Source organism: Altererythrobacter sp. KTW20L, from assembly GCF_023501975.1.
GTDB lineage: Bacteria > Pseudomonadota > Alphaproteobacteria > Sphingomonadales > Sphingomonadaceae > Alteraurantiacibacter.
Map to the genome: position 1 here is coordinate 205,229 of NZ_JAMFLH010000003.1, position 12,444 is coordinate 217,672.

Annotated in this window: 15 protein-coding genes; 8 read left to right on the top strand and 7 right to left on the bottom strand. The window is 64.3% G+C overall.

Annotated features, from left to right (window positions below):
* Positions 1-68: 68 nt before the first annotated feature.
* A complete protein-coding gene (locus M3P36_RS04110; protein WP_249701040.1) occupies positions 69-1,196 on the bottom strand; it encodes a CaiB/BaiF CoA transferase family protein in 1,128 nt (375 codons plus the stop codon).
* 155 nt (positions 1,197-1,351) lie between these two features.
* Between M3P36_RS04110 and M3P36_RS04115 the strand changes: the two genes are divergently transcribed.
* The gene (locus M3P36_RS04115; protein ID WP_249701043.1) at positions 1,352-2,134 is read left to right on the top strand and encodes a citryl-CoA lyase; all 783 of its coding nucleotides are present in this window, start codon (positions 1,352-1,354) and stop codon (positions 2,132-2,134) included.
* Between the two features lie 178 nt (positions 2,135-2,312).
* On the opposite strand, the gene M3P36_RS04120 is transcribed toward M3P36_RS04115, so the two are convergent.
* A protein-coding gene (locus M3P36_RS04120) for an IS3 family transposase (protein WP_249701053.1) occupies positions 2,313-3,484 on the bottom strand; the annotation gives its coding sequence in 2 pieces (ribosomal slippage) (positions 2,313-3,232 and positions 3,232-3,484; 1,173 coding nt in all).
* 39 nt (positions 3,485-3,523) lie between these two features.
* On the opposite strand from M3P36_RS04120, the gene M3P36_RS04125 reads away from it, so the two are divergent.
* Positions 3,524-3,952, top strand: a complete 429-nt coding sequence (locus tag M3P36_RS04125) for a YfbO family protein (RefSeq protein ID WP_502798358.1) — start codon at positions 3,524-3,526, stop codon at positions 3,950-3,952.
* Between the two features lie 90 nt (positions 3,953-4,042).
* On the opposite strand, the gene M3P36_RS04130 is transcribed toward M3P36_RS04125, so the two are convergent.
* Both M3P36_RS04130 and M3P36_RS04135 read right to left on the bottom strand, forming a co-directional pair.
* Positions 4,043-4,444 carry a type II toxin-antitoxin system HicB family antitoxin gene (locus tag M3P36_RS04130; RefSeq protein WP_249701072.1) on the bottom strand — a complete coding sequence of 134 codons (402 nt, stop codon included), beginning with the start codon at positions 4,442-4,444 and terminating at the stop codon, positions 4,043-4,045.
* A 70-nt stretch (positions 4,445-4,514) separates the two neighbouring features.
* Positions 4,515-4,703 (bottom strand): type II toxin-antitoxin system HicA family toxin, encoded by a 189-nt coding sequence (locus M3P36_RS04135; protein WP_249701094.1) that lies wholly within the window; start codon positions 4,701-4,703, stop codon positions 4,515-4,517.
* Between the two features lie 124 nt (positions 4,704-4,827).
* Here M3P36_RS04135 and M3P36_RS04140 point away from each other — a divergent pair, with 124 nt between their 5' ends.
* The 5 genes from M3P36_RS04140 (at position 4,828) to M3P36_RS04160 (ending at position 10,409) form a co-directional block, all read left to right on the top strand.
* Positions 4,828-6,507 (top strand): GMC family oxidoreductase, encoded by a 1,680-nt coding sequence (locus M3P36_RS04140; protein WP_249701114.1) that lies wholly within the window; start codon positions 4,828-4,830, stop codon positions 6,505-6,507.
* Between the two features lie 17 nt (positions 6,508-6,524).
* Positions 6,525-7,445, top strand: coding sequence for an MBL fold metallo-hydrolase (locus M3P36_RS04145; protein WP_249701117.1), 921 nt, complete (start codon positions 6,525-6,527; stop codon positions 7,443-7,445).
* Positions 7,446-7,541: 96 nt separating this feature from the next.
* Positions 7,542-8,720 (top strand): cytochrome P450, encoded by a 1,179-nt coding sequence (locus tag M3P36_RS04150; RefSeq protein ID WP_249701146.1) that lies wholly within the window; start codon positions 7,542-7,544, stop codon positions 8,718-8,720.
* A 1-nt stretch (position 8,721) separates the two neighbouring features.
* Entirely contained in the window at positions 8,722-9,528 is an 807-nt protein-coding gene (locus tag M3P36_RS04155; protein WP_249701162.1) for an N-acyl homoserine lactonase family protein, read from the top strand.
* Positions 9,525-10,409 (top strand): NAD(P)-dependent oxidoreductase, encoded by an 885-nt coding sequence (locus tag M3P36_RS04160; RefSeq protein ID WP_249701164.1) that lies wholly within the window; start codon positions 9,525-9,527, stop codon positions 10,407-10,409. Before M3P36_RS04155 ends, M3P36_RS04160 begins: the two co-directional genes overlap by 4 nt.
* Before the next feature lie 3 nt (positions 10,410-10,412).
* On the opposite strand, the gene M3P36_RS04165 is transcribed toward M3P36_RS04160, so the two are convergent.
* A complete protein-coding gene (locus M3P36_RS04165) occupies positions 10,413-10,652 on the bottom strand; it encodes a hypothetical protein (protein WP_249701166.1) in 240 nt (79 codons plus the stop codon).
* Positions 10,653-10,723: 71 nt separating this feature from the next.
* On the opposite strand from M3P36_RS04165, the gene M3P36_RS04170 reads away from it, so the two are divergent.
* Positions 10,724-11,113, top strand: coding sequence for a hypothetical protein (locus M3P36_RS04170; RefSeq protein WP_249701168.1), 390 nt, complete (start codon positions 10,724-10,726; stop codon positions 11,111-11,113).
* On the opposite strand, the gene M3P36_RS04175 is transcribed toward M3P36_RS04170, so the two are convergent.
* Both M3P36_RS04175 and M3P36_RS04180 read right to left on the bottom strand, forming a co-directional pair.
* Entirely contained in the window at positions 11,110-11,373 is a 264-nt protein-coding gene (locus M3P36_RS04175) for a DksA/TraR family C4-type zinc finger protein (RefSeq protein WP_249701185.1), read from the bottom strand. The genes M3P36_RS04170 and M3P36_RS04175 overlap by 4 nt on opposite strands.
* Before the next feature lie 77 nt (positions 11,374-11,450).
* Complete coding sequence (locus M3P36_RS04180; protein ID WP_249701189.1) at positions 11,451-12,392, bottom strand: Na/Pi cotransporter family protein; 942 nt, start codon at positions 12,390-12,392, stop codon at positions 11,451-11,453.
* Positions 12,393-12,444: the final 52 nt, after the last annotated feature.

A 12,444-nucleotide genomic window follows, 5' to 3' on the forward strand; every position in this document is an offset into this window, starting at 1 on the left:
CCCTCGGTCCGACTCTTTCGGTCCCCTCTTATGCTGCGCAGTCTATCAAAGAGCGGCGGCTGTGCAAATCATGCCTTTCGGCCCAGTATCGCCTCGTTGTCTGCGCCGAGTTCGGGCGGCGGGGTGACGCTGTCCTGACGCTCGCCATCGAAGCGGATCGGGCTGCGCACGGTGCGGAAAGTGCCGCGCTGGCCTTCACCTGAAACCACCAACTTGTGGTGCGCGGCAAGCTCGCCCTCGACCACTTCCTTCGACGAATAGACCGGCGAGTGGGGGACTTCGAGGCGCACCAGCCGCTCCTCCCAATCTGCGCGGGGCTTCGTGGCGAAGATCGGCGCGAGGAATTCCACCACCTTCTCGTAATTGGCGATGCGCGCCGGGCGGCTTTCGAATTCGGGCCGGGCGAGCATGTCGGGCTGGCCGACTGCTTCGGCCAGGTTCTCCCAGAACTTGGGCGGCGATGACATGTGCAGCGCGATCCACCCGCCATCCGAACACTGGAACACATAGCTTTGCGACACATGCGGGCGAGAGCTTGGCCCCATCACCTCGTCCACGCTGAGGTAATGGGTGAAATCGTCGAGGTTGAAGTGGCACATCGCCTCGAACATGGAGGTTTCTACCAGGCGGCCCTTCCCCGTCTTCTCCCGCTCGAACAGCGCGGCGAGCACGCCATAGGCGGCATAGAACCCGGTCACTGCGTCGCCGATGGCAGGCCCCACCACGCGCGGGTTGGCGGGGTTGACCAGCAGGCGCAGGAAGCCGGTGGCGGCCTGCGATACCGTGTCGAACGCCGGGCGGTCCTTCCACGGGCCATCGTTGCCGAAGCCCGAAATATCGGCATAGACGAGGCGCGGATTGATAGCCTGCAACCGCGCCGCATCCACGCCCAGCCGCTCGGCCACGCCGGGGCGGAAGTTCTGGATGAACACGTCAGCGCTTTTCACCAGCTCGTCGAACGCGGCGAGGTCGCCTGCCTCCTTGGTGTTCAGTTCGACCGACTTCTTGTTCCGGTTATAGGTCTGGAAATGCGGCGAATAGAGATCGCCCTTGAAGGCGCGGAACGGATCGCCGCTGCCCGGCATCTCCACCTTGATCACCTCGGCCCCGAGGTCTGCCAGCAGCATGCCGCAGGCGGGCCCGGTGATGAAAGTCCCCATGTCGAGCACGCGAATGCCTGCCAGCGGTTGTGCCATTTGTTCTTGTCCTCTCCCGGCCCTTATCAGGCCCACCCCTAGCCCCTCCCGCAAGCGGGAGGGGGACAGGTAGCGCGACCCTCTCCCCTCCCGCTTGCGGGAGGGGCCGGGGGTGGGCATGGTGCAAGCGCTAGAGAAGCCGTGGGGAGAGAGCAATGCGCATCGGCAAACAGGACCAGCCCTTTTCCGCCATCTGCACGTCGGATGCAGACAGCATCACCGTGCGGGGGCTCGACCTGTGCGAAGACATTATCGGCAAGTTCGATTTCTCCAGCTACTTCTGGTTCCTGGTCACGGGGGATGAGCCGAACGAGGACCAAAGCTTCTTCCTCAACGCCGTGCTCTGCGCGCTGGCCGAGCATGGCCTGGTGCCAAGCGTGGTCGCCGCCCGCATGACGCTCGCCGCTGCGCCGGAAGCGGTGCAGGGCGCGGTGGCGGCGGGGTTATTGGGCTGCGGATCGGTGGTGCTGGGCAGCGCCGAGGTGGCGGGGCGGTTCTATGCCGGGTGCGTAGCCGACCAGCGGGCAACGGGCGATGACCTCAACACCGTGGCCGTCCGCCAGATCATGTCGCTGCGCCTGACGACCAAGGCGATCCCCGGCTTCGGCCACCCGCAACACTCCGCAGGCGACCCGCGCGCCAACCTGCTGCTCAAACTGGCCGACGAGCGCGGCGTATCGGGCGAACACGTCGCCATGATGCGCGCGCTGCAAGCCGCTTTGCCCGAAACCATCGGCCGCACGCTCCCGGTGAACGTCAACGGCCCGATCCCCGCGATAATGCTAGACCTCGGCTGGCCGGTGGCGGCCTTGAAGGGCATCGGGCTGCTGTGCCGCACCGCCGGCCTGATCGGCCACCTGACCGAGGAGGCGACACGGCCTATCGGCTTCGTGATGAGCGGAGCGGCTGCGGAGGCGATCGGGTATGATGGGGAGTGATGGCCTCATTGTTTGGGCGGTAATGTAAATGTCGATTTTTGACTGGCTTAGGGGAATCGTCGGTTCGCTGAGAGGCGACAAGGTCGCGCCAAACGTGACGGCACTCCAACGGGACTTGGCCGCGCTCGCTCGAGTTACAGAGCGGGTGACGTGACCCCCAGCTTTCCTCCACCTGGGATTAGAGCCGAGCCGTTTTGTTGCGCATGAGCGCGGTTGAAGCAATGGGCAGCGTAGCGGAGCCCGAAGGGCGTAGCGGAGCAGGCCATTGCTTATCCAGTTCGGCGGCGAACGCCGCCGGGGTTGCGTAGCCAAGGGATGAGTGTGGTCTCTCCCGGTTGTAGTCTTCCACCCAGGCCGCGATCTCGACGCGGGCATGGGCCAGACTGATGAACAGGGTCTCGTTCAGCAGTTCGTCGCGCATGCGGCCGTTGAAGCTCTCCACGTAGCCGTTCTGCATTGGTCTGCCCGGAGCGATGTAATGCCACTCCACGCCGATCTCCCCGCACCATGCCAGCACGGCATTGCTGGTGAGCTCCGTGCCGTTGTCGCTGACGATCATACCGGGCTTGCCGCGCCGGGCGATCAACTCGGTCAGCTCGCGCACGACACGGCGCCCCGAGATCGAGGTGTCCGGCACCGCTGCCAGGCACTCCCGGGTCACGTCATCGACTACGTTGAGCACGCGGAACCGGCGACCCGACGCCATCTGGTCGTGCACGAAGTCCAGGCTCCAGCGATGGTTCGGCAACGCCAGCACCGGAGCAGGTGCTCTGGACCCAGCGGCTCTCCTGCGGCTGCGCCGCCGCCTGACTGCCAGTCCTTCCTCCTGGTAGAGCCGCTGGGTCTTCTTCCGGTTGATCATCACCCCCTCCCGGCGCAGCAGGATATGCAGACGGCGATAGCCGAACCGGCGACGCTGGTTGGCCAGCTCGCGCAGCTTCTCACGCAGACCGGCATCATCGTCCCGGGTGGAACGGTAGCGCACGCTCTTGCGATCGGCATCGATGACACGGCACGCCCGCCGTTCGCTCATCCCGTGGCAGGCCTGGAGATGAGCTACAGCTTCCCGCATGGCGGCGGGCGTCAGAACTTTTTTGCCAGCAGATCCTTCAACGCCACGTTATCCAGCATCGTGTCGGCCAGCAGCCGCTTGAGCTTCGCGTTCTCGCTCTCAAGCTCCCTCAGCCGCCGGGCCTCGGATACCTCCAGCCCGCCATACTTCGACTTCCAGTTGTAGATCGTCGCTTCCGACACCCCGTGCCGCCGGGCCAGGTCAGCGGTCTTCGCGCCAGCCTCGGACTCCTTCAGCACGCCGATGATCTGCTCTTCTGTAAACCTCGTTCGCTTCATCTCGTCCGTCCTTCTGTCAGGGCCGGACTCTAATCGAGACTGGAGGAAAATCAGGGGGTCACGTCACGGGTCATGCGGAATGGCAATCCTGAGATGCGTGACGTGCCTCTCCCTCTCCTGACATTAGAAGAGTTTTTTGATGGAAATGACTTCGTCGGCTCTATTGGCTGCAATTTGGAATCCATCCCGCGGCCAGCCGACTTTTACAACTGGCTCACTCACGTCCGCAACAAGCCAGAGGTCAGCGATGTTAGAATCCAGATCACTTGCGTTGACGATCCCGGAAATGACTGGCCGTTTTCCGACACGATCTGGGTCATCACAAGCGAAAGCGCATCCTCGGTAAAGGAGTGGGTTCCGGAGAAACTCGGTCCTTGTGAGACTTGGGAAGGTTGGTCCGAAAGAACCAAATATGATGAATGCCATGTCGCGGAAGGGCACACTCCGATCGCGGTCTGGTACGACTAGCCTAACCCCACCCTAACGCTCGATACAATCCTCCTTGCCAAACCCCCCTCCCGCTCGCGCACCATGAGCGGCGGCAGGAGGTAGCTTCGATCAGACCCCCACAACTTCCCGCCTCGACGCCAACGCATCCCGCGCAGCGTCCGCCAGAAACCCGCTGCGGTTCGCCGCCACCCTGTCGATCGCCGCAACCAGCCCTTCGTCCAGCGTAATGTTGATCCGCACCGATTTGCCGGGAAGTTCGGCACGCACCAGAATGCGCGCCACTTCGTCCACCTCGGGGTCGGGCTCAAGGTCGTCGATGGTGCTCGGCTGTGCAATCGGCTCCTTGTACCGGGCCAGTTCAATCAGGTGGCCAGCCAATGCTTCTTCCGCATTCAGCGCAGCTTCCTGCAGGCTAGCACCGGCCGAGGTGCAGCCGGGAAGATCGGGGAAGAACACGCTGAACCCTGCGCCAGCGCGCTCGATGATTGCAGGATAGAGGGCAATGGTCACAGCAAGTCTCCTTGTGTGTATCAATACTCACAAGGAGCCAAAAGTCAAGGATTGTGTGTATCAGTGCGCACTAACGCAGTTTTACTCCGCTCTGCCGCTCGATGCTCTTGATCGTACCGATGGCCATGTCGCTTGATGGGTGAGGCACGGTGACGATGCCGGGCTTTTCCGGGTGCCGGAAATGGAGGTGACTGCCGCGCTGGCGCACTTCCTCCCATCCATCGGTCCGCAAGGCCTTGATAATATCCCGGCTTTTCATCCTGCGCCTTTATCCGCAGTCAGATGCTGGGGGCAAGTAGAGCCCCACCCTAACGCCCGTGACAATCAGCCTTGCCAAACCCCCTCCCGCTCGCGCACCATGAGCGGCGGGAGAGACGAGACACATGCTGGCTGGTGAATTCGACTATATCGTGATCGGCGCAGGCTCGTCCGGCGCGGCGCTGGCGGCGCGGCTGGGGGAAGATTCCACCAAGACCGTCTGCGTGCTGGAGGCGGGAGGGCATGACAGCCATCCGTTTATCCACGTGCCCAGCTTCGTTGCCGCCGCCATCGGCCGCAAGGAAACCAACTGGCGGTTCGAGACCGTGCCACAAGAAGGCATGGCCGGGCGCAAGATCGGCGTGCCCCGCGGGCGGGTGATCGGCGGATCGGGCGCGATCAACGGCATGGTCTATTTCCGCGGGCACCCGACCGATTATGATGACTGGGCGGATGCGGGCTGCAAGGGCTGGTCCTATGCCGAAGTGCTGCCCTATTTCACCCGCACCGAGAACAACGAGGATTTCCCCGCAAGCGTGTTCCATGGCAGCGGCGGCTCGATCAACGCCAAGATCGTCGAGGGGCCGAACCCGCTCAACTACGCCTTCATGGATGCCCTGGCGGAGCTGCAATTTCCCAAGTGCCCCGATTTCAACGGCCCCAATCCGGAAGGCTATGGCCGCCGCCAGGGGCTGATCCGCAACGGCCTGCGCGAATCAAGCGCCAAGAACATGCTCCGCCCGGCGATGGAGCGCGGCAACATCCACGTCCAGACCGATGCGCAGGTCGCCCGCGTGATCGTGGAACTGGGCCGCGCCACAGGGGTGGAACTCACCGATGGCCGCGTCATCGCTGCCCGCCACGAGATCGTCCTCAGCGCCGGAACGGTGCAGACCCCGCAGATCCTGATGCTGAGCGGCATCGGCCCCGCCGCCCACCTGAAAGAGATGGGCGTCGAGGTGTTGGCGGACCTCCCCGGAGTGGGCAGCAACTATCACGACCATGTCGCCAGCCCGATCCACATGGAAACGAGCGATTCCACCTCCTACGGCATCAGCTGGAAGGCCATGCCGCGCGACATATTCTGGTTCTTCTATTACCTCGCCACCCGCAAGGGGCCACTGGCAGGCAACGTGTTCGAGAGCGTGGCTTTCCTGCGCACCGATCCCAGCCTAGCCAAGCCCGACGTGCAGTTCGTGTTCCAGCCCGCCCGCCGCCTGACCAACCCCAAGGTGCCGTTCCCGATTGGCCACGGCTATGCGATCAGCCCGGTGGCGCTCTATCCCAAGAGCCGCGGCACCGTGCGCCTCGCCAGTGGCGATCCCACCGCCGCCCCGCTGATTGATCCCAACCTACTCAAGGAACCGGAGGATATCCTCCCCCTGATCCGCGCCCTCAAGATCAGCCGCGCCGCCTTTGCCACCCGGCCTTTTGCCAAATACCAAGGCACCGAAGTCGCCCCCGGCCCGGAATGCCAGACCGATGCCGAGTGGGACGCCTATATCCGCGCCACCGGCTATACCGTCCACCACCCGGTCGGCACAGCCAAGATGGGCAGCGTGGATGACGCCAGCGCCGTGGTCGATCCGCAGCTCCGCGTGCGCGGGATCGCCGGGTTGCGGGTGGCCGATGCCTCTGTCATGCCAAGCGTGATCGGGGGCAACACCAATGCACCTTGCGTGATGATCGGCGAACGCTGCGCCGATTTCATCCTCGGCAAGCCTGCACTGCCTGCTGCGCAACTGCCGCCGGAAAGCGTGGCGCGCTATAAGCCCAAAGCGAAACGAGCGGCAAAAGCCGCCTGAACCGGAGAGAACCTGACGTGGCACGCGAAACCATGATGAGCTGGCAGGTGGGTGAGGTGAAAATCACCCGCATTGTCGAGATCTACAACTTCACCGACAACATCAACATGACCATGTCCGATGCCACGGCAGAGGAAGTGATCGCGCTCGAATGGCTGCACCCGCACTATGCCACGCCCGAGGGGCTGCAGCGGATGAACTTCCAGGGCTTCGTGGTCCAGGCGCCCAATAGAAATGGTGGGGGCCTCAACATGGTGGTCGACAGCTGCATCGGCGCGGGGCGCGAGCGGGACTTCGACGTGTTCTGCAACCTGCCCGAAGGCTTCCTGGAGGATCTCGAATCGCTCGGCCTCTCGCGCGCCGAGATCGACACGGTGATGTGCACCCACCTGCATTTCGACCATGTCGGCTGGAACACCTACAAGGACCCGGAGAGCGGCGAGTACCGGCCGACCTTCCCCAAGGCCCGCTACCTGTTCGGCAAGACCGAATATGATGCCTGGCAGAACGTGATCCGCCACGATGGCCACCATTCGGACAATCACCTGGTCGAATGCGTCGATCCGATCGTGGCGCTGGGCATGGCCGATTTCATCGAGGCCAACCACGTGATCGCCGAGGGCGAAGGATGGCGTATCGTCACCGAGCCGAGCCACGGCCACACCCCCGGCCACGTCCACGTCTGCATCGAAAGCGGAAGCGAGCGGGCGGTCATCACCGGCGACCTGATGCACCACCCGATGCAGTGTGCCATGCCGCACCGCACCGCCACGTTCGACATGGACAAGGACGCCGGCCGCCAGTCGCGCCAGTCCTTCGTGGAGAAATACCGCGACAGCGGCGTGGTGGTGATCGGCGCGCATTTCTTCGATCCCACGGCGGGCCACATCGAAACTGCACCCGATGGCGAGACCTGGTTCCACGGGCTGGGGTTGTGATGGCCAGCCTCCCAGTCCCGTTCGTGTCGAGCGAAGTCGAGACACTGGCGCGCGGCATCTCGACTTCGCTCGATGCGAACGGAAGGGTAGTTTGAGATGAAAGAGATCCCCCTCTTCCCCTACGACATCTTCACCCCCGATGCCGTGCGCAATGCCCGCGCGGTGGATGACGAGGTGCGCGAATTCGCCCCTGCCGTCCGCCTGCACGATGGCACGGTGATGATCGCCCGGCACGAGCATGTGACCAGCGGCCTCTTGGACTGGAAGAGCTTTTCCAGCGCCAGCCGCCCGTGGCACGATCCCAACAGCCCCCGCCCGGAAATCCTCCTGACCGACGATCCGCCCCGCCATACCCAGGTGCGCAAGGTGGTGCAGGATGCGCTGTCGCCCCGCGCGCTGGAACGCACCAAGGCGGTGTTCGAGGCGGCGGCGCAGGAATTCGTCGACGAACTGCGCGCGCGTGAAGGCGAGGCGGTCGATGCCGTGGGCGAGATCACCCAGGCCTATATCTTCCGCGTACTGCCCGATGTGCTGGGCCTGCCGCAGGAAGGCCGCCACCACATGCATGGTTTTTCGCAGATGGTCTGGGCCACGATGGGTCCGCCGGGAGAACTGTTCGACGAAGCGATGGCGCACGACTTTTCCGCCGTGATCGAATGGCTCGGCACGGCATGCGACCGCGATGCGATCGATCCCGAAGGTATCGGGGCTGAAATCTTCCGCGCGGCCGATCGCGGGCAGGTGACGATGGACGAGGCCAAGCTGCTGTTGCAGACGATCCTTTCCGCCGGGGCCGACACCACCTACCTCACCATGGCCAATGCCATCCGCGCCTGGGCGCTGTTCCCCGACCAGTATGCCAAGTTGCGGGCCAATCCCAAGCTGCTGCGCAACGCTTTCGACGAGTCGCTCAGGTGGGATTCGCCCAGCCGCATGGCCGGCCGCATCGCCACCTGCGATGTCCAGATCGATGACCTGGTGGTCCCGGCAGGCACCCGTTGCGGCCTGATGTTCGCCGCCGCCAACCGCGACCCGCGCTATTGGGCAGAACCGGAGCGCTACGACATCGAGCGCGACAACAAGCACTCGCTCGGGTGGGGCTACGGCGTCCACGGCTGCGTCGGCCGCACCCTGGCGCAGACCGAGGCATCGGCTTTCCTCGGCACCCTGGTGCGCGAAGTGGCGGGGTTCGAAATCGCGGGTGACTATGAGCCATGGATGACCACCGTCGGCCACGGGCCGATGAAACAGCCGGTGCGGTTGCGGTTTGGCTGAATTGGCACCCGTCACCCGCATCGACGCCATCCGCTATGCCCGGCACGAACGACCGGCGGCGGAGAACTTCGCCGCGCCGGTGGATGACCACGACCTGCCGATGCCGCTCGACTATTTCGTCTGGGCAATCCACCGGGAGGGCGAGCATCCGGTCATCGTCGATACCGGCTTCGGCGAGCAGGCGGCCGTCGCGCGCGGGCGGATCATCACCCGGCCGCTGATCGAAGGGCTGCGCGATGCGGGGATCGATCACCTGTCGGTCGAACACGTGATCCTGACCCACCTGCATTATGACCATGCCGGATCGCTGAGCACCTTCCCCAATGCCACGTTCCACGTGCAGGATGCCGAGATGGCCTTCGCCACCGGCCGACAGATGTGCGACCACGGCGTGCGCGGTCCGTTCGATGGCGAGCCGGTGGCGCAGCTCGTACGGCGGCTCTACGCCGATCACGTGGTGTTCCATGATGGCGACGAGGATTTTGCGCCGGGCATCAGGCTGGCACTGGCCCAGGGGCACACGGCGGGCCTGATGGTGGTGGTATGCGACACCGCGCGCGGGCCCGTTGTGCTGGCGAGCGACGCGGCGCACCTCTATGCCAACATCACCCGTGCCATTCCCTTCCCGATCTTTGTCGACGAGGCAGACTATGCCGCAGCGCAAGACAAGGTCATGACGCTCGCAGGCGGTTCGCTCGACCATGTGATCCCCGGCCACGATCCGCTGGTGCTGGCCTGCTTCCCTTGCGAAAACGACATTGCCCGCGTGGACCTCGCGCCGCATAGGCCGATCCTGGAGGCTTTATGACGACAATCGGGTTTCTGGGTTTGGGCCGCATGGGCGCGCCGATGGCGGCCAACCTACTGAAAGCGGGGCATAAGCTGCTGGTTCATGATGTCTCGGCAGAGGCCGTGGCCGCACTAGTGGCGCAAGGTGCCACGGCGGCAGGTTCCGCCGCCGCTTTGGGCGAGCAATGCCAGGTCGTGTTCACCAGCCTGCCGACACCGGCCATTGTGCGCGAGGCGGTGCTGGGGGCCGATGGCATCTGTTCAACCAAGGCCCCCGCGATCCTGTGTGACCTCTCCACCTCCGGCCCGCAACTGGCGGTCGAACTGGCCAGCGCCCTGCCGCAGGTCGCCTGTTTCGATGCGCCGGTATCGGGCGGGATAAAGGGCGCCGAGCAGGCGACCATCTCGATCATGGTTGGCGGACCATCCACAGAATATGAAGCTAACCTGAGGTCGTTGCTCGAAGCTATCGGCAAGCCGTTCTACATGGGCGAAACGCCGGGCGCCGGCCAGACCATGAAGCTGGTCAACAACCTCTTGGGCGCGGTCGCCATCGGGGTGACGGCGGAAGGTATGGCCTTCGGCATCAAGCAGGGGCTGGACCCGGCCAAGATGATCGAGGTGCTCAATCAGTCCACCGGCATCAATTCGGCCACGCGCGACAAGTGGCCCAGGAGCGTTTTGCCGCGCACCTTCGATTTCGGTTTTGCTGCAGCGCTCAGCCTCAAGGACACACGGCTGCTGATGGACGAGGCCCAGGCCGCCGGTGTGCCGCTGCCGCTGGGCCAGGTCGTGCAGGACTATCTCGAACGCACCCTGGTGCGCGAAGGCCCCGCCGCCGATTTCACCGCCATAGCCAAGGTGGTTGAAGCAGCAGCAGGGCTTGATCCCGAACGCTGAAACTCAGGTCGCGGACGTCGTGCGTTTGTCCGGCCCGCGGCCAGCCTTGCGGGCTTCGCGCCTGTCATAGGCCTTCTTGGCGAAATAGCCGCCCACGCCGACCACGGCCAGCGCGGGTATGCTCATGCGGGCGATGAATGGAACGGCAACCGCGCCAAGCAATGCTCCGCCTTTGCCGCCGACCTTGGCCGTGTGCTTGGCTGCCTGCGAGCCTGCAATCGCGCCAACAATTCTTCCGAACATGGTAAACTCCCTTTCTTTACAGGATAAACTGGCAGAACATCATCCCGTTCCAGCATTTGGAGTCGTGATCGATGCTAGCCCTGTTGACCGGCCTGGTGCTGGCGCAATTGAACCCGCAGTCTTCGGAGACGATCCGTCTGGAGGGGCGCTGCACCTATCCCCCTGAAGTGTCAGCCGAAGTGGAAGGCGCCACACTGGTACAATGCGGCGAAGCCCTGTTGCGGGAGGATGGCATCGCCTTCGCCTCGCGCGGGTTCGAACCGTCGATCCGTTTCGTGGGAAGCTGGAACGGGAGTGAACTCGACCTGCACCACGTAGCCCGCCGCGGCCGTAACCGGGCCGACGAGGCGCGCGGCTGGTGCCGGCTGCAATATCGCGGCGAGGATGTCTCCGCCATCGTGTGCACCGCAGTGGCGGGACCGCGCAGTTATCTCGCCAACTTCATCGTGCCGAATATCTAGCGCAATTGGCTGTCCTTGCTGCCGCGACGGTTGATTCCGGCGGATCGCCGCTGCACATCACGGGCAGACTGGCAGGCAACACAGGTCCGCGCGTGCGGCAGCGCCTGCCGCCTAGCGAGCGGGATGTCCTCGCCGCAATCATCGCAATAGTCAGCGCCCTTGCCGCCCGCCAGCCCGGCGCGGGCGGCGGCCACGGCATCGCTCACCGTGTCGTCGATCTGGTCCTGCACCGCGCCATCGCGGGTCCATCCGCCTGCCATGTTCCAAGGTTCCTTTCGCAGGATGAACGAGACTGGCTGCCCGGCGGTTCCGCCGGATCAGTCTTCCGACAACCGGCTCACACCTCCGAAGCAGGCGGGCGGTCGCGATAAAACCGCACCACCAGCGGGATGAGGGCAAATCCGATGACGGCAACGGCCAGGTTGAACAGCAGGTGCGCGGTTGCCACGGCCACGGTGCCAGGGCCGGTAAGGTCCAGCACATAGGCACTGAACCGGCCCAGGAACGGCAGGAAGGCCAGCACGCCGACAAAGTTGAACACCAGGTTGGCAAAGGCTGCTCGCCGGGCAAGTGTGCCCATCGACAGGGCCGCGAACAAGGCGGTGGATGTGGTCCCGATATTCGCCCCCAGCACGATGGGGACAACATCGGGCGTGGTCAGTAGGCCTTGCGAAACGGCCACCACGGCAAGCCCCACCACCACGCTGCTCGATTGCAGCATGGCTGTCAGCACCACGCCGATCAGCAGTCCGATCAGCGGATTGCTGGCATGGACCAGCCAGGCCGCCACATCTTCCGACTGGCGCAGGGGCGCGACATAGGTGCTGATCAGTTGCAGGGCGAGCAGGATGATGCCGAGATAAAGCACCGCATGGCCGAACAATCGCACCCGCTGCGGCGCAAAGGACATCAGCGCGCTGGCCACGATCAGGAACGGCCCCAGGATCGTGGCATTGATCGCCACCAGCCAGGCGGTGGAAGTGGTCCCCACATTGGCGCCAAGGAACACCGGCAGGCTGCCGCGAAAGCTGATCGTGCCCGCCTGCACCAGGGCCACGGTGATGCCCGAAATGGCGCTGGACGATTGCACCAGTGCGGTCAATACGGCGCCCAGTCCGAAACCCGATACCGGATTGTTCGTAAGCCGCGTCAGCAGCCGGTCCAGCGCCGCCCCTCCGGCCTTGCGGATATCGTTGCTGAAACCCTTCAAGGCATAGACGAACAGGATCACCGCCGCAGCGATCGACACCCCGATTTCAAACAGCGGATAAAAGTCCATGACCCCCCTGCTGCCCGTGACCGGGGCAGGAGGCAAGCAGAAGTCCTAATCG

Bases quoted from the DNA above. Each gene is read 5' to 3' on its own strand.
- M3P36_RS04135 (WP_249701094.1), bottom strand. From the start codon at position 4,703: ATGAAAAGCCGGGATATTATCAAGGCCTTGCGGACCGATGGATGGGAG.
- M3P36_RS04140 (WP_249701114.1), top strand. From the start codon at position 4,828: ATGCTGGCTGGTGAATTCGACTATATCGTGATCGGCGCAGGCTCGTCC.
- M3P36_RS04150 (WP_249701146.1), top strand. From the start codon at position 7,542: ATGAAAGAGATCCCCCTCTTCCCCTACGACATCTTCACCCCCGATGCC.
- M3P36_RS04160 (WP_249701164.1), top strand. From the start codon at position 9,525: ATGACGACAATCGGGTTTCTGGGTTTGGGCCGCATGGGCGCGCCGATG.
- M3P36_RS04110 (WP_249701040.1), bottom strand. From the start codon at position 1,196: ATGGCACAACCGCTGGCAGGCATTCGCGTGCTCGACATGGGGACTTTC.
- M3P36_RS04165 (WP_249701166.1), bottom strand. From the start codon at position 10,652: ATGTTCGGAAGAATTGTTGGCGCGATTGCAGGCTCGCAGGCAGCCAAG.
- M3P36_RS04180 (WP_249701189.1), bottom strand. From the start codon at position 12,392: ATGGACTTTTATCCGCTGTTTGAAATCGGGGTGTCGATCGCTGCGGCG.
- M3P36_RS04115 (WP_249701043.1), top strand. From the start codon at position 1,352: ATGCGCATCGGCAAACAGGACCAGCCCTTTTCCGCCATCTGCACGTCG.
- M3P36_RS04175 (WP_249701185.1), bottom strand. From the start codon at position 11,373: ATGGCAGGCGGATGGACCCGCGATGGCGCGGTGCAGGACCAGATCGAC.
- M3P36_RS04170 (WP_249701168.1), top strand. From the start codon at position 10,724: ATGCTAGCCCTGTTGACCGGCCTGGTGCTGGCGCAATTGAACCCGCAG.